This window comes from Acinetobacter sp. SwsAc2 (assembly GCF_013391465.1).
GTDB lineage: Bacteria > Pseudomonadota > Gammaproteobacteria > Pseudomonadales > Moraxellaceae > Acinetobacter > Acinetobacter johnsonii.
Genome location: NZ_JACBEZ010000003.1, coordinates 129,092 through 144,863 on the forward strand (window position 1 = coordinate 129,092; position 15,772 = coordinate 144,863).

A 15,772-nucleotide genomic window follows, 5' to 3' on the forward strand; every position below is an offset into this window, starting at 1 on the left:
TATAGTGTTTAGCGATCGTTTTGATCAACTGGTACAAGCTTTACGTATTTTGCCAAGTGTTGGGCCGAAATCGGCTCAGCGCATGGCGCTTCATCTGATTATGAAAAATCGTGAAGGGGCTGTGGGTCTTGCACATGCTTTAAACGAAGCCACCAGCTATATTCACGAATGCAGTTTGTGTCACTCACTGACTGAAAACGAAGTTTGTGATATTTGCATCTCGCATGAACGTGACGATCAACTCCTTTGTGTGGTTGAGTCTCCCGCAGATGTGATGGCGATTGAGCAAAGTGGCAGTTTCCGCGGTAAGTACCATGTATTGGGTGGGCATTTATCTCCACTTGATGGTATTGGGCCTGAAGAGATCGGCATTCCTTATCTAATCCAGCGTTTAGGCGATGGTAAAGTAACAGAAGTGATTTTGGCGACCAATGCAACGGTAGAAGGTCAGGCCACAGCGCATTATTTGGTTGAGGCGACGAAACATTTACCGATCCAAATGACGCGTATTGCACAAGGCGTACCACAGGGTGGCGAACTTGAATATGTCGATAGTCATACCTTAAGCCAAGCTGTACATAACAGAATGCGAATGAAATAAGTATTTCGATACTTGTTTCATTTTTTAGTTGAGCTACAAGATTGAAATCTTGAGTAAGATAAAAAAAATATTAATTTGAATCTAGTTGTATAAAAAAATCACAAAAAACGGCAAATAATTAAAAAACCCTTAGAAATCTTGATAGCTAAATGATCTTATTCAGGTAAGATAGCCCAAAGAGCATCTAGCATTAGACGCAGTAGGATATGTTTCAGTTTATTCAGCAGCAACAAGACTTAACACCAGTCTTAGAAAAAATGGATCGTAACGAAGTCTATGGACTCGATACAGAATTCATCAAAGTCGATACCTTATGGCCAAAGTTAGGCGTATTTCAAATCAATGTCGAAAACAATGTCTATTTACTCGATGGTACGACACTCGATTTATCTGAATTTTGGAATAAACTTTTTCGTGCACAGCAAAATGTCTTTCATGCATGTAGTGAAGATATCGACCTGATTTATCACTATGCACAGCATAAAACCTTAAACAATGTATTTGATACCCAAGTGGGTATGTCTTTCTTAGGACATGGTCTACAAGTGAGCTATCAAAATGCACTGAAACAAATGTTGGATGTCGATATCGATAAAGGGGAAACCCGCTCAAACTGGTTGGCGCGTCCATTGAGCCCTGCACAACTGAGCTATGCGGCAAACGATGTGCTGTACTTGATGAATCTCTCAGAAAAAGTTAAACAAGAACTAGATTCAAAGTCACTCTTAAATTTTGCACTTGAGGACTGTCAGCATCTGACGCAAGAGATCGCGACAGAAACGCCTTTGCATTTACTCTATCAAGATATTGGTAACTATCGACATTCACGTCGTCAGTTAATGCAGTTGCAGCAGTTGGCTGTATGGCGTGAGCACATGGTGAAAGCGCTAAATACACCACGTAGTTTCATTTTGAAAAACTCAAGCATGATTGATTTGGTTGAGAAAAATCCAAAAAATGCTTTTCAGTTATCGGGTGTAAAAGACATACGTCAAAACGTCGTCCGCGAGCACGGTAAAACCATTTTAGATTTGGTGAAATTCTTGCCTGAGCAAGCAGATTGGCCACTACGTATGGCACGTCCGATCCGTCATTCTTCAAAAGATGTGGGGGAGAAGATTGATCACTTAATTCAAAATGTGGTCAATGAAACCAGCATTCCTAAAGAAGTGTTGATGCGCAAAAAGTGGATGAACGCGCTGCATCAACATGTGGTTTTTCATAATGATGAGCAAGACTTGCCTGATTATTTATTAGGTTGGCGCTATGATTTGTTAACCCAACCTTTAATTCAACTCCTACGCCGTGATGAAAGCTATCTTTCAACGCAAATGAAAGTCATGGATTAATAATTAGTCAATTGGTCTGAAGTTTGAATATTTATACAAAATCACGACTAATGCGTTAATCATGACTAATGTCAGCTGCTTTTATTTGATGTATCCTGTGGCTTGAGTTATTTGAGTGCTGTTTTAGATATGCAATGTTCTATTTATAAATCAAGCAAAAAAGATGAAATGTATCTTTATATTGCTTGTCCAACTGAAGCTGATCAAGCCGCTGAAGATTTTAGCCCATTGAATGTTTTACCTGAAGCTGTTCGTGTTGCATTTGGTCGAGCGACTTTTGTGATGTCGTTAGAGCTGAGTGAAGCGCGTAAATTGGCCCGTGTAAATGTATTGCATGTCATGGATTCGATTCAAACTCAGGGCTTCTTCCTACAAATGCCGCCAGAAGGATTAATCAATCCGAACGCTGCGGCACCAGAAGGCCTTCGTGGCGCATAAAGCATAATTCAGGAGTTGCACCGTGGATAGTTTTCTTTCAATGCTCGATTCAATTCCTGAAGACAGTATTGCTGTCACAGTTTACCTTTTGGGCAGTTTGCTAATTTTGTGGTGTTGGTATTCCATTGCTACACGCCTGCCGAAGCTGTTGGGTGGCATCACATGGATGATGATCTTTGCCATTTTATTGACGCCAACGGTTTCCGAAGGTCCAAACTCATCGATTGCACCGGCTATTTTTGGCTTGCTTTTCGGTGTGTTAACGAAAGAATCAGCACTCATTTGGTCAAATTTGTCACTGATTCTCTTTGTCATGGGTGTGGGGCTTGTGATCGGTTTCTTTTGGTCAAAATATGTGGCTAATAAAACCAAAGCAGTTGTCAGTAACAATCATTCACCGCTGTAATTAATAAAAATAAGGTTTAATCATGTCTGTTGAAACACAACAATTTACGGGTACAGATCAGTACATCGCTACCGATAGTTTAAAACTTGCTGTAAAAGCTGCACGTAGCTTACAAAAGCCTTTGTTGGTCAAAGGTGAGCCGGGTACGGGCAAAACTTTACTGGCTGAACAAGTGGCTGAAAGCTTAGGCTTAAAATTATTGACTTGGCACATCAAGTCAACCACAAAAGCCCAGCAAGGTTTATATGAGTATGATGCAGTTTCACGTCTACGTGACAGCCAACTGGGTGACGACCGTGTTTATGACATTAAAAACTATATTAAACCGGGTAAGTTGTGGGAAGTATTCACCAGTGAAGAACGTTGTGTTTTATTGATTGATGAAATTGATAAGGCGGACATTGAGTTTCCAAACGACTTGTTGCATGAATTGGATAAGATGTCTTTCTATGTCTATGAGACGGGCGAAACTATTACTGCATCACAACGTCCTATTGTGATTATTACTTCAAATAATGAAAAAGAACTTCCTGATGCATTCTTGCGTCGTTGTTTCTTCCATTATATTGAATTTCCAGATGATGCAACTATGCGTGAAATTATTGATGTTCATTTTCCGCAAATTTCAACGGCATTGGTCAATGAAGCATTACAAGTTTTCTTCAAATTACGTCAAGTTCCGGGTCTAAAAAAACCACCATCAACTTCTGAATTGATTGACTGGTTAAGCTTGCTCATGGCTGATGATATGCCAGAAGATGTACTGCGTAATCATGATAAGTCTAAAGCCATTCCACCTTTATATGGCGCACTCATTAAAAACGAACAAGATGTACAGTTGCTTGAGCGTTTAGCCTTTATGTCGCGTCGCTAAAGGAGAGACACGCATGTTTGTGCGCTTGTTTTATACCTTACGCAAATACGGTGTTCCCGTCTCGACGCGTGAACTGATTGACCTGAATGAAGCTGTTGCTTCAGGCTTGGTCTTTGCCGATCAAGAAGAGTTCTATCAACTCGCCAAAACTATTATGGTGAAAGATGAACGCTTCTTTGACAAATTTGACCGAGGCATGAAGGACTATTTTGATGGGATTTCAACTTTTGATTTAGATGATTTACTGAATAAAGTTCAAAATTTACCGAAAGACTGGTTTGATTTAGAGCTCTTAGAAAAGCATCTAACTCCTGAGCAGCGTGAAGAATTAAAGAAAGCCGGTTCATTAGAAGAACTCATGAAAATGCTGGAAGAACGTTTGCGCGAGCAGCATAAGAAACATCAGGGTGGAAACAAGATGATCGGCACTGGAGGAACGTCTCCATTTGGTGCTTATGGTGATCATCCTGAAGGGGTGCGTATTGGTGGGCCAGGACGTAAACGTTCTGCTGTAAAAGTTTGGGAACAACGTAAATATCAGAATTTGGATGATGATCAAATTCTCGGAACGCGCCAAATGCAGATGGCATTGCGTCGTTTACGTAAATTTGCCAGACAAGGTGCGGCTGAAGAGTTAGACATCGACGGTACAATTCGTGAAACCGCGAAGCAAGGCATACTCGATGTGCAGCTCGTGCCTGAACGTCGTAATCGTATTAAGGTGCTGATGTTGTTTGATGTGGGTGGATCGATGGATTCACACATTGCACAATGCGAAAAACTGTTTAGTGCAGCGAAAACTGAGTTTAAAACCTTAGAGTATTTCTATTTCCATAACTGTTTGTATGACTATGTTTGGAAAGACAATGTACGTCGCTCAAGTACCCGTATGAATACGTGGGATTTATTCAATACCTATGGACGCGACTATCGTGTAATTGTGGTTGGGGATGCTTCTATGGCACCTTATGAACTCAATTCTGTGGGTGGTTCGGTTGAATATATGAATGATGAAGCAGGCAATGTCTGGCTACAGCGTTTACGCAATCATTTTGAAAAAACAGCATGGTTGAACCCAGAAGAAGATCGTTATTGGCATTACACTCATACGATTGGTTTGATTAAGCAAATTTTTGAAGACCATATGTACCCAATGACCCTCAAAGGCGTTGAGGATATGACCAAGTATTTAGCACGATAAAGCTGGAAAGAAAGCACATTTTAAGAATAAGGATCATAAAAAATGGATCATCAAATTAATGGTATTGCTTTGCCTAATGAAGCGGGCTTTTTTGGGAAATATGGTGGTCAGTTTATTCCACCTCACTTAAAAGCGGCAATGGATGACATTAAAGTCGCTTACGAGCAAATTCGTGTAACAGAAGAATTTCAAACTGAACTTGCTGAACTGTTTGCACACTATGTTGGTCGTCCAAGTCCGTTGTTTTATGCAAAACGGTTATCTGAACAGTTGGGCGGGGCACAGATTTATCTTAAACGTGAAGACTTAAACCACACAGGCGCACATAAAATTAATCACTGTTTGGGTGAAGCGCTGCTTGCAAAATATATGGGTAAAACCAAAGTGATTGCAGAAACAGGTGCAGGCCAACACGGCGTTGCATTAGCAACAGCTTGTGCTTTGGTCGGGATTCCATGTGAAATTCATATGGGGCAGGTGGATATTGAAAAAGAACATCCCAATGTTGTCAAAATGAAAATCCTTGGAGCAACACTCATTTCAGTGACACGTGGTACTGCAACGCTGAAAGATGCTGTGGACAGTGCTTTTGACGAGTATTTAAAAGATCCAACCAATTATATCTATGCTATTGGTTCGGTTGTTGGGCCACATCCATTTCCAATGATGGTGCGAGACTTCCAGTCGATTATTGGTAAAGAAATTAAAGAACAAACCCATGAGCGCTTTGGTGCGAACCCAGATTATGTGGTTGCATGTGTCGGTGGCGGTTCAAATGCTATGGGGGCTTTCACCGCATTTTTGAACGATGCTGATGTGAAATTGATTGGTGTCGAACCAGCAGGTCATGGTCTAGATACCGACATGCACTCGGCAACCTTAACTTTAGGTAAACCAAGTCAGATTCATGGTATGGCGTGTTATGTACTTGAAAATGATCAAGGTGAACCGTTACCAGTACATTCGATTGCTTCAGGTCTAGACTATCCTGGCGTCGGGCCTCAGCATAGTCTGCTGAAAGATTTAGGCCGTGTTGAATACACCACTGCGACTGATCAAGAGTGCTTGGATGCATTTATGCGGTTGTCACGTGTTGAAGGGATTGTCCCCGCACTTGAAAGTTCACATGCCGTAGCATGGGCACTTCGTGAAGCTCCAAAGTTGGCCAAAGATATTAAAATTGTGGTGAATGTATCTGGTCGTGGCGACAAAGATGCAGATTATGTCGCTGCAAAATTAGGTCTGAACTAAGTTTTAAGCCTTTCATATTTACATATAAAAATCCCTGCTTAGTGCAGGGATTTTTATATGGTTTCAACTTTATTTTTTATCATTAGTAGCCAATGCTGAGTATACGTTCATTATTGAATACCTCACCATTAAAACTTAACCTGAAATATACTGTTGTAGTTGCTCAATCAGTTTCTTTTGATCATCCATTGCCGCTTTCACCAAGTCACCAATAGAAATGAGTCCCAATAATTTATCTTGTTCAACCACAGGCAAGTGACGTAGGTGGCGATCTGTCATGAGGTCTAAACATTCTTCAACCGTAACTGCTGTTGTGACCGTCAGTACTTTTGCTGTCATAATTTCATTGACTGTGGTTTGTTTTGAAGTACGTTCCATCAACATGACTTTGCGCATGTAGTCACGTTCGGACAATATACCTACAACGCGTTCTTCTTGTGTAACCACAAGCGCACCAATGCCTTTATCTGCCATAAGTGAAATTGCTTCAAGAACCGTGGCTTCAGGGCTGATGGTGTAGATTGCTTGATGTACTTTATCTTTTAATACTTGAGCAACATTGGTCATAGGGCATATCCTCGGTTGTGGTTATTGTTTTATATTTAAATTAGCGCGATTTAAAAAAAAAGCAAATACTTTACAGTCATAGCTCTCAATAAAATAACAAGTTAATTACGTCTTATTGTTCTTAATGAGCCTTAAGCTGGCGACAGAATACGGTCATTGAAGAAAAAGTGGCGCATTTGAGACGTGCTGAGCTTCATGCGCTTTGTTCCGTTACATAGCGCTGGTGTGACTTTTAAACGTGACAGAGTAGGCAGTAATGCGCTCTGGAAATCCTGCGGCGTGATTTTTTTAGGAATATAGTTTGGCCAGTGCAATTGAGCATATTGGTGTGCGTGTAAACCATTGAGCCAAAAAGGAAAAACATAGTCATCGTGATCTGAGGTCATCGCCCAGCCTTGCTGTTCAGCGTTGTAAAGCCCCCAAAGAATACCGCAGTACATCATGCCTCTTAGAATATTGATTTTTAAATATAAATGATTTGAAATCGGTTGTAGTTTCAAAATTTTGTACATAGCGTTATGTCATTAAGGAACATGACGCTATTTTAAATAATTAAGATGAAAGTTCAGTGTAAGCTTTGCATAACTATGTAAATAAATATGTCATATCAAAATGTTAGGTTCAAAAAAAACGCCACCTAGGTGACGTTTTATTATGCTTTCATGGTGGCAAGCTGTTGCCAGTATTGTGCTTTCAGCGAGTCACGTTCTACGCGGAAACCTTGATAATAAAGTTCTGCCAAAAATAGTGCTGCTTTACCGTGTCCAGCGCGTGCAACGCTTTCTAACTGTTGTACTGCTTCTACGAAGTTCATTTGTGATTGAATGGTGTTTACTGCATCCGCATACGCATGTTCTAAGTCATGATGAGAGATTTGTTGAATCATATTAAGCTCCTTATTCTAATTATGATCACTTAAAGGTATTTTTACCTTTAGATATAAATATCACGCTAATGTTAAATATTTATTACAAATTGCTGGAATTGTCAAATATATTGTCGAGTATTCTTCATCTTATTTTGTTTACATGATTAAACAATGAACAATCAAAAGATTGAATATGATAATAAAACAGGAAACTGTATTTTATAAGGAGAATAACATGACAAATACATTAGACGGTTTTGATTTTGATATGCCTCCAACTGTTTCTCAAATTGTAGCGTTGGCGCAATATCACCGAACACTATTAGATGAAGCAGTTTTTCATCAAGAAATTCATCTTGGTGATTTTTGTTTGGCACAACGTAAACGAGTTTATGATTTCACACGTCAGCTTGATGAAAATCAACGGGCTGATTTTTATGAAACATACAATGGAGAGCTAAGACGTATTGCAGATGACGATCCTGCACACCCTGCAGATGCAGAAAATGGTGTTGGGGCTTTCGCCATTATGATTGCATTGGGGGTAATTGCCTTAGTGCTCTATTTTGCAGTTATTCGTAGCATTGTTGGTTAGACTTCTGCTTTACAAACAATCTGACTTGCTGAAATTATGTCCTCTTTAGTATTAATGGGGGCATTTTTCAGCATTTCAACTTGTGATTATGCAATTCGCTACTTACACTAGTTTCACTAGAGGTAGGTTATGCACATTGCGATCCAAAAAATTCTTAAATTAAAATCACAGATTACACTTGTACAAATTTATAATGGTTTGATGGCGTCGATCATTATGCTTATTGTCATTTTATCGAGTATCGCTTTATCTCGGCCCATTTCCCCAAACCAATTTGAAAATGTAAGTCGCTTATCTCATCAAGCGACTTTCCCAGAAACACAAGAGATGGCTCAAGATCTGGTTTTGGAAAACCAGATTTCCTATATTGATTACTTTAGATTAATGCAGGCTCATCAGTTTGAGCAGAATCGGGCGAAGCAGCTTCCGGCATTGGCTCCGGAGGTTCAATAATCGCAGGAATTTGATCAGGATGCGGCATGCTTTGCTTAATATTCGGGTCAAGATTCAATTCTAAAATATGTCGAAGTTGCTCTTTATCTAAAGCATTACTGACAATCACAAGGGTAAGACTTTCAGGGTGAATGTGTTTACGTATCGCATTTTGGACATCTAAAGGCGTGATCTCAGCTAAACGTTTTGGGTAGTCTGCTAAATAATTCGCATCTTGTTGATAAAACCCTATGGACCCCAGTTGTGCATTGATGTTTGCATTGCTGCTATAGCTGTTGGGTAGGCTGCGTAACATACCGGCTTTAGTTTCTTCTAACTGCTGTGCATCAATTGGTTGATGGACAAAGTCAACTAGGGCTTTATGCGCCACTTGTATGCTGTCCATGAGCTGATCTTGCTGGGTTGAATAACTTAGACTAAAACTTCCAGCCGCTTGGCTAAATGTAAAAGCACTGTTTGCTCCATAGGTGTATCCACGCTTAACGCGTAGTTCTTTCATTAAAATGGAGCTAAATCCACCCCCACCCAACATACGGTTAGCTAGTTCGAGCGCCAAACGATCCTGATTATCCCGCGTGGTTGATAGATGTCCCATGGTGACATGGGCTTGAGTTGAATTAAACAGAATGTGTTGAATATCAAAGTTAGGTTTATCTTGCGGTACAGCAAGTGGCTTTGCTGCTTCACCTTGTGGGAGGGCTGCACTTATTCGTTCAGCCAGTTTCTGTGCTTGTTTCACACTGAGTTGGCCTGTCAGTGCAATATTCATATTTTGACTAACCAAAAACTCATCTCTGAATTTTTTTAAGTGCTGAGTCGTAATTTTTTTAATACTGCCATTGGTTCCTGTAATCGGTTCCGCATAAGGGTGCGAACCGTAGAGCGCGCGATAAAAGCGAATACTCATCAATCGACTAGGGCTTTCTTTCAACTGCTTCTGGCCCACTTGGGTATTGCTCACCATCAAATTAATACTGTTATTTTTAAAAGTAGAGTCTTTTAATACTTCAAGCATGGTACTCACTGCAGCATCTAGTTTTTTAGGGTCAGACAATGAACGCAGTCGAACCACAAACATGTCACGGTGTGCAGCTACACTAAAACGAGCCCCGACTTGTTCAAAGGCATTCGCGATTTCAACCGCATCATGTTGCGTAGTGCCTTCATCGATGAGTTGTGCTGCCATATTGGCAACGCCATATAGTCCTTTTTCTACTTCTATATCTCGTGCAGAGCCTGCATTAAAGGTAAGTTGAATATCCACCATGGGTAAGGCGGGTGACTCAACAAATAGACTTCGAACTTTGTATTTGTTTTTAAGTTCGTGTACATGTGGTGCTGTATAAAAGTCGCTGGCTTGAACTTGTTTTAAGCTTTGTAGAGAAGCAACAGACTGTAATGTACGTGGGTCATCATTGCTAATACTGCTTGTACTTACATCTGCAATTACATTGGTAGTGCAAAAGGTAGACATGGTAATAAATAATAGGTGAAAGATGGTCTTTTGATTTTTCATTATTTTGTGGCCTTCTTTTCTGGTTGAAGGTACAACGTACTTAAGTTATTACGAACAAAAGCAGTTTGAGCAACGTGCTGAATATCTTCAGGTGTAACCGCTTCAAAATGCTGTGGAAGCTGATCCATCAGTCGATAATTCAAGCCATTCACGGCTAAGTTTCCAATCATCTTTGCTTGCCCGATAATGTCATCTTGACCATAAATTAAGTTTGCAACGAAGCGTGTACTTATCCGTTCTAGCTCTTGTGGTTGAACAAGTTCTGTTTGGAGTCGCTCAATTTCATGTTCAATGGCTTTTTGTAGTTCGGGAAGTTCCACGCCAGTGACAGGAAGTGCGGAGATACTAAATAGACTGTCTCCACGGTTATAAGGGTCATAACTGACACTCAGTGCGGTCGCTAATTTTTTGTCGCGTACAAGGCGCTGTTGTAATCGAGAGCTGATCCCGCTATCTAACAAGCTTCGAATAAGTGTGAGCGCGTAAACATCTTCTGGATTGGCTGTTGTTGCAAGTGATTTGACATTCCAAGCCATATATAAATTGGGCACTTCAACATTGGTATTTTGTTCCATGTGACGGTAACCAATGTTTTCAAACTCAGTCACATCATTGCGTACAGGTGTTGGATGACTTTTGATGTCGCCAAAGTATTTTTGAACTTGTCGGAGCGCGGATTCTGCATTGACATCACCCACAATCACCAAGATCGCATTGTTTGGGCTATACCATTTTTGATACCACTGTTTGACATCATCTAGACTTATATTTTGCAAGTGTTTCATGTGGCCAATGACGGGTTGACGATAGTGACTTGTGGGATACGAAATTCATTTGAAACGTTCGAAAGCGAGTGAGCGTGGGTTGTCATCGGTACGCAGGCGCCTCTCCTCCATCGCCACTTTAATTTCAGGGTCAAAGTCTTGTTTCCGTAGTAAGAGATTGCGCATACGATCGGCTTCAAGTTCTAAAGCCATCGGAAAGTAAGTTTTGGGATAAAGCTGATAGTAATTGGTGTAATTGGTAAATGTTGCAGCATTTACTGTACCGCCATAGATTCGACTTAAGCGACTGAATTCGTCATTGGGAACTTTGGATGTGCCTTTAAACATCATGTGTTCCAGCACATGCGAAATACCCGTTATATTTCCAGACTCGTCGGTGCTGCCGACTTTGTACCAAATTTGGGTCATGACCATTGGGGAGCGGTGATCTTCACGGATAATCACCTGCAAGCCATTGCTTAAAGTAGTTTCAAAACTACTGCGGGTAAGTTCACTGCGTATTTGTGCATGGGTAGTTATAGGTAAACAAAGTAGAGTTAAACCCAGTGCAACTAATCTTTTTTTATAAGAATGCGTGACTAATAAGTGGTGCATATAAAATTTGGGCTCAGGTTGAAGTGAAGTTAAAGCATTTCAATAAATAACCATTCTTAAGAAAAATGCGAAGTAGATCAAGCGCCAGAAGTATTGATTTGTTAAGTGTTTACATAAAGTATTGTTGCTAAGCGAAAGCCTATCTTTTATGGTAGAATCCGTCTTTTTTAACGCAGTGCTTTTCAAGGATTCGGCATGCAACAGCAATCTAATGAGCAGAACAAATTTTTGATTGATGCTGATATCGGGGATGACGATGTCACACTACCAAGTTTACCTGTGGTCAATGTGCCAATCGTTGAAACAAAAGAGCAAACAGTTGTTAGTTCAGTTGTGGTTGCTGAAACAAGTGCAGAAGAAGCAGATACATCTGTAAAAGGCGGTTTCTTTAGTCGCATGAAAGAAGGGTTAACCAAAACCCGTAAAAACCTTGCCGATGGTATGGTCAATATTTTGATCGGCGGTAAGGAAATTGATGATGAACTGCTTGAAGAAGTTGAAGAACAGCTTTTAGTAGCCGACATTGGTGTAGATGCAACGAAAACCATTATTGCTAACTTGACTGAACGTACTGCACGTGGCGATTTAATTTACTCGCACTCGCTCTATAAAGCGCTTCAAGAAGAGTTGGTCGCTTTACTTGCACCACGTGTGAAATCTTTACACATCGATCCGAACAAAACGCCTTATGTGATTTTGGTGGTGGGTGTAAACGGTGTGGGTAAAACCACAACCATTGGTAAATTGGCAAAACGCTTACAAGGTGAAGGCAAGAAAGTGATGCTTGCTGCGGGGGATACTTTCCGTGCGGCAGCGACTGAGCAGCTTCAAATTTGGGGTGAACGTAATAATATTGCCGTAGTCGCACAAGGCCATGGTGCTGACAGCGCTTCCGTAATTTTCGATGCGTTTGAAAGTGCGCGTGCGAAAGGTGTTGATGTCTTGATCGCAGATACCGCAGGTCGTTTACATAATAAAGGTCATCTCATGCAAGAGTTGACCAAAGTAAAACGTGTCATGCAAAAAATTGATGCGACTGCGCCACACGAAGTTATGTTGGTGGTCGATGCAGGAACGGGTCAAAATGCGATTAATCAAGTAGAAATGTTTGATGAGGCAGTTGGCTTGACAGGCCTGACGATTACTAAACTCGATGGTACTGCGAAAGGTGGTGTACTATTTAATATTGCCAGTCGTACGCATGTTCCAATTCGCTTCATTGGTGTCGGTGAGAAAATTGACGACTTACGTCCTTTCTCTGCAAAATCCTTTGTTGCTGCTTTGTTCGAAACAGAGAAATAAGATTGAACAGCACAATTTTAAAGTGTTAGATCAGTCACATAAACTCCGCTAAATGCGGAGTTTATTTTTTGATTCAATTTGTTTGTTTTAAAAACAAACATTTAGAAATCACGTAATGAATATAAGTGATTCTCCTGCGATTACACTAGCGCCTAACACAATAGGCATCACTGTACATTTTGGGGAACACGGTATGGCTTTATTACATAAAATTGGACAAGTTCTAACAACTGACTTAACCAAAGACTTAAAATTTAAAAAAAATCACGAAGAAGACCTAAAACAAACTACATTTATCGATCAACTAAAAAAGCGACGTAGTATTTATGTTTTAGGGAAGCGTGTACATTTAAGTCAGGTGTATTTAGCTGAATTGATCCAAGAGGCTGTGCGAAGTTGCCTTCGGCACATAATTCACAAAGTACTTGTATTGTGATTTTAATGGGCGATTCACATCATCACTTTTGGAATGTCGTAAAAGAAGTGCAGCGCAAGTTAGTCCCCGCGTATATTTTTGCTGGTGTAGAACTGAAGGTTGATCAATGCTCGGCAGGATTTGGTACAGTTCTATTCTATGAAGATCAGCAGATCATTCAAAAATTACAAAAGAAAATTCCTTTTGATGCGGCAGAATTTCCAGTTTGGTCAGAGCAAGTTTCAGGTATGGCCCAATATGCTGTATGGACTTGTCTAGCAGATGCAGGTTTGGGTGCGTCATTACAACATTATAACCCGAGTATTGATGCTGATATCTCCAAGGTTTTTGAGATTCCAAAACATAGGCTGTTACGTGCGCAATTGGTCTTTGGTTCGATAGAGGAAAAAGCCGCTGAAAAAGAATATTATAAAGATGAAGAGCGCTTTATGATTTATGCATAATGACACGGAATAATCTTTAGTGGTTTCTAGATCAAGTTTTGTAATGTTATGGCATATTGTTCTATTTTTAAGACACTATGTCGCTGAATTAAGCATGTTCAAATTTGAAATTATAGCTATGATGAGTATGAATCTGCATATAACAAGATCGTGAGATCGCTGAGGAAAATAACATGTCATTTTTAGACCACATCAAACAACGTCGTACCATTTATGCTGTTGGTAAAAATGTAGCATTAACACCAGAACAAATTGAATCTGTAATTAAAGAAGCGGTAAATCTCAGTCCTTCTGCATTTAACTCACAGACTTCTCGTATTGTGACTTTGTTTGGTGAGTCGCATTTGCAGTTTTGGAATATCGTGCGTGAAACTTTACGTAAAATTGTTCCAGAAGCTGCTTTTGAAGGTACAAATACCAAAATTAATAGCTTTGCTGCAGGCTATGGTACGGTTTTATTTTACGAAGACCAAGACGTTGTAAAATCATTGCAGGAACAATTTGCGCTTTATGCGGATAATTTCCCAGTGTGGTCTGAACATTCTTCTGCAATTGCTCAATTTGCCGTATGGACTGCGTTATCTGAACAAAATATTGGTGCGTCATTACAGCATTACAATCCAATCGTAGATGCTGAGATTGCAGAGATCTTCGATATCCCTGCGAATTGGAAACTTCGTGCACAACTTGTTTTTGGTTCGATTGAAGCACCTGCGGGTGAGAAAACATTTATGGCGGAAGCGGATCGCTTTAAAACATTCAATTAATAATTGGTTTTTAAAATGAAAAAGAGCAGAGTAAGTCTGCTCTTTTTTTTGTTTTGAGACTTATCTTTAAAATATAAAAGCTTAGCACTATATATTGTAGTGTTGAGTTGGTTCTAAGCTCAGAAATTGTCATAAAATTGTCATTTATACACTGCATAGTGCAACTAAACTTTAATAAACCATCGATAGAGTGTAAAAAATGACCTTACGCATAACCCTTGCAACAATAGCATTGATGTTGAGTTCTTCAGTATTTTCAGCAGTGACTATTACTGCTCCAGAGGAAATAAAAATTGAAGGCTTAAATGGGCAAGAGGTTAAGAGTCGTTTATTTAGTTCTGACAATAAATATAATATTGATGCGGGGGAAAATATTATCAGTGTTCGCTATACCCAATTTTTTGAAGAGCATCCGGGTATTGGCTCACACGATATTGTTCGCTCAGGGATTGTGAATATTAAGACCCCAATTTTACAAGACCAACAGTCTTACCGTTTGGCACTGATCAATCCTCCACAAAACCATGATGATGCAAAAGCTTATGCCAAGCAGCCGATCTTTGGTCTCTACAATGCCAAAAATCAGTTACTGGTTGAGCAAAAGGGCAGTAAAACTCAAAATGCAGGCATTCTTCAAAATCTATTTACTGATGCACCAACCGATCTAACTCAAAAAGCAACGACAGTGGTACAACCTGCACCGGTCTATACGTCACAAGCTGTTGTTGCGAAAGCTGGAACAGATAAACAAAAAGATTTAACAAGTTCTGGCAATGCTCAACAATTAATTAATACTTGGAAAAGTGCATCTAAATCTGAACGCCAAGCGTTTATGGCTTGGCTTGCTGAACAAGCACAGTAGCTGGTACATTCTAAAAAAAACAGCGTTAGCTGTTTTTTTTATTTAGATAGCGCATTTATATGGTAGTCAACTTGACTATAATTTAATCTAAAATGTATGTTTTGCTTTAAAAATAACCAGTCGAATGGGTTTTTTGAATTATTTATTTAAATGTACTTGCGCTGCAAATAAAACTGTATAGAATACCCAGCACACCAACGCAATGTAGTGAATAACTTGAAGCGAAGGTCTTGCTGATGACGAATCAGCAAGAAGATCATTAAGAGATTATGAAGAACAACTTGTGTGGATTTTTACTGATTGATCGATCGAAAATATTTCATTGATTGAAGGTAAAAATTACTCGAAGTTTATTTGAGAAATATTTGTCAGAAAATTGATGAGCCAAGATTTGTAGCCATAAGCTACTAATGATTTTAACTGAAGAGTTTGATCATGGCTCAGATTGAACGCTGGCGGCAGGC

General features: G+C 39.8%; 15 protein-coding genes and 2 pseudogenes. 12 read left to right on the forward strand and 5 right to left on the reverse strand.

The genetic code is table 11. The features are described from left to right. The first annotated feature begins 4 nt into the window (after positions 1–4). From recR to trpB, 7 genes are all read left to right on the forward strand, one after another. Positions 5–601: a recombination mediator RecR gene (recR, locus tag HYI04_RS02830; RefSeq protein ID WP_010326778.1), complete on the forward strand. Its 597-nt coding sequence runs from the start codon at positions 5–7 to the stop codon at positions 599–601. 206 nt (positions 602–807) lie between these two features. Beyond that, positions 808–1,950, forward strand: coding sequence for an HRDC domain-containing protein (locus HYI04_RS02835; RefSeq protein WP_010326777.1), 1,143 nt, complete (start codon positions 808–810; stop codon positions 1,948–1,950). A gap of 129 nt (positions 1,951–2,079) precedes the next feature. Next, positions 2,080–2,388, forward strand: coding sequence for a YcgL domain-containing protein (locus HYI04_RS02840; RefSeq protein WP_004984643.1), 309 nt, complete (start codon positions 2,080–2,082; stop codon positions 2,386–2,388). 22 nt (positions 2,389–2,410) lie between these two features. Next, positions 2,411–2,794, forward strand: a complete 384-nt coding sequence (locus tag HYI04_RS02845) for a hypothetical protein (RefSeq protein WP_004697064.1) — start codon at positions 2,411–2,413, stop codon at positions 2,792–2,794. A gap of 22 nt (positions 2,795–2,816) precedes the next feature. Then, entirely contained in the window at positions 2,817–3,668 is an 852-nt protein-coding gene (locus HYI04_RS02850; protein ID WP_178895823.1) for a MoxR family ATPase, read from the forward strand. A 13-nt stretch (positions 3,669–3,681) separates the two neighbouring features. Next, a complete protein-coding gene (locus HYI04_RS02855; RefSeq protein WP_063454280.1) occupies positions 3,682–4,869 on the forward strand; it encodes a VWA domain-containing protein in 1,188 nt (395 codons plus the stop codon). A gap of 42 nt (positions 4,870–4,911) precedes the next feature. Beyond that, the gene (gene trpB, locus HYI04_RS02860; protein ID WP_010326775.1) at positions 4,912–6,120 is read left to right on the forward strand and encodes a tryptophan synthase subunit beta; all 1,209 of its coding nucleotides are present in this window, start codon (positions 4,912–4,914) and stop codon (positions 6,118–6,120) included. Positions 6,121–6,255: 135 nt separating this feature from the next. Here trpB and HYI04_RS02865 read toward each other — a convergent pair whose 3' ends face one another. The 3 genes from HYI04_RS02865 to HYI04_RS02875 form a co-directional block, all read right to left on the reverse strand. Next, positions 6,256–6,687 carry a CBS domain-containing protein gene (locus tag HYI04_RS02865; RefSeq protein ID WP_010326774.1) on the reverse strand — a complete coding sequence of 144 codons (432 nt, stop codon included), beginning with the start codon at positions 6,685–6,687 and terminating at the stop codon, positions 6,256–6,258. A gap of 131 nt (positions 6,688–6,818) precedes the next feature. Further along, a complete protein-coding gene (locus tag HYI04_RS02870; protein WP_004984635.1) occupies positions 6,819–7,199 on the reverse strand; it encodes a DUF2750 domain-containing protein in 381 nt (126 codons plus the stop codon). Between the two features lie 140 nt (positions 7,200–7,339). Further along, a complete protein-coding gene (locus HYI04_RS02875) occupies positions 7,340–7,573 on the reverse strand; it encodes a hypothetical protein (RefSeq protein WP_004697075.1) in 234 nt (77 codons plus the stop codon). A gap of 217 nt (positions 7,574–7,790) precedes the next feature. On the opposite strand from HYI04_RS02875, the gene HYI04_RS02880 reads away from it, so the two are divergent. Then, complete coding sequence (locus tag HYI04_RS02880) at positions 7,791–8,150, forward strand: hypothetical protein (protein WP_004697078.1); 360 nt, start codon at positions 7,791–7,793, stop codon at positions 8,148–8,150. A gap of 376 nt (positions 8,151–8,526) precedes the next feature. Here HYI04_RS02880 and HYI04_RS02885 read toward each other — a convergent pair whose 3' ends face one another. Together HYI04_RS02885 and HYI04_RS02890 are read right to left on the reverse strand one after the other, a co-directional pair. Beyond that, positions 8,527–10,119, reverse strand: a complete 1,593-nt coding sequence (locus HYI04_RS02885) for a pitrilysin family protein (RefSeq protein WP_010326773.1) — start codon at positions 10,117–10,119, stop codon at positions 8,527–8,529. Further along, positions 10,119–11,498: pseudogene (locus HYI04_RS02890) on the reverse strand (M16 family metallopeptidase). The gene HYI04_RS02885 and the pseudogene HYI04_RS02890 overlap by 1 nt, the downstream one beginning before the upstream one ends. Before the next feature lie 195 nt (positions 11,499–11,693). Between HYI04_RS02890 and ftsY the strand changes: the two are divergent. The 4 genes and pseudogenes from ftsY (at position 11,694) to HYI04_RS02910 (ending at position 15,308) form a co-directional block, all read left to right on the forward strand. Continuing rightward, complete coding sequence (gene ftsY, locus HYI04_RS02895; RefSeq protein WP_010326771.1) at positions 11,694–12,800, forward strand: signal recognition particle-docking protein FtsY; 1,107 nt, start codon at positions 11,694–11,696, stop codon at positions 12,798–12,800. 193 nt (positions 12,801–12,993) lie between these two features. After that, positions 12,994–13,679, forward strand: a pseudogene (locus tag HYI04_RS02900) (nitroreductase family protein). A 173-nt stretch (positions 13,680–13,852) separates the two neighbouring features. Then, positions 13,853–14,446, forward strand: coding sequence for a nitroreductase family protein (locus HYI04_RS02905; RefSeq protein ID WP_010326768.1), 594 nt, complete (start codon positions 13,853–13,855; stop codon positions 14,444–14,446). A gap of 199 nt (positions 14,447–14,645) precedes the next feature. Next, on the forward strand, positions 14,646–15,308 hold the full coding sequence (locus tag HYI04_RS02910; RefSeq protein ID WP_010326767.1) for a DUF2057 family protein: 663 nt from the start codon (positions 14,646–14,648) through the stop codon (positions 15,306–15,308). Positions 15,309–15,772 lie beyond the last annotated feature (464 nt).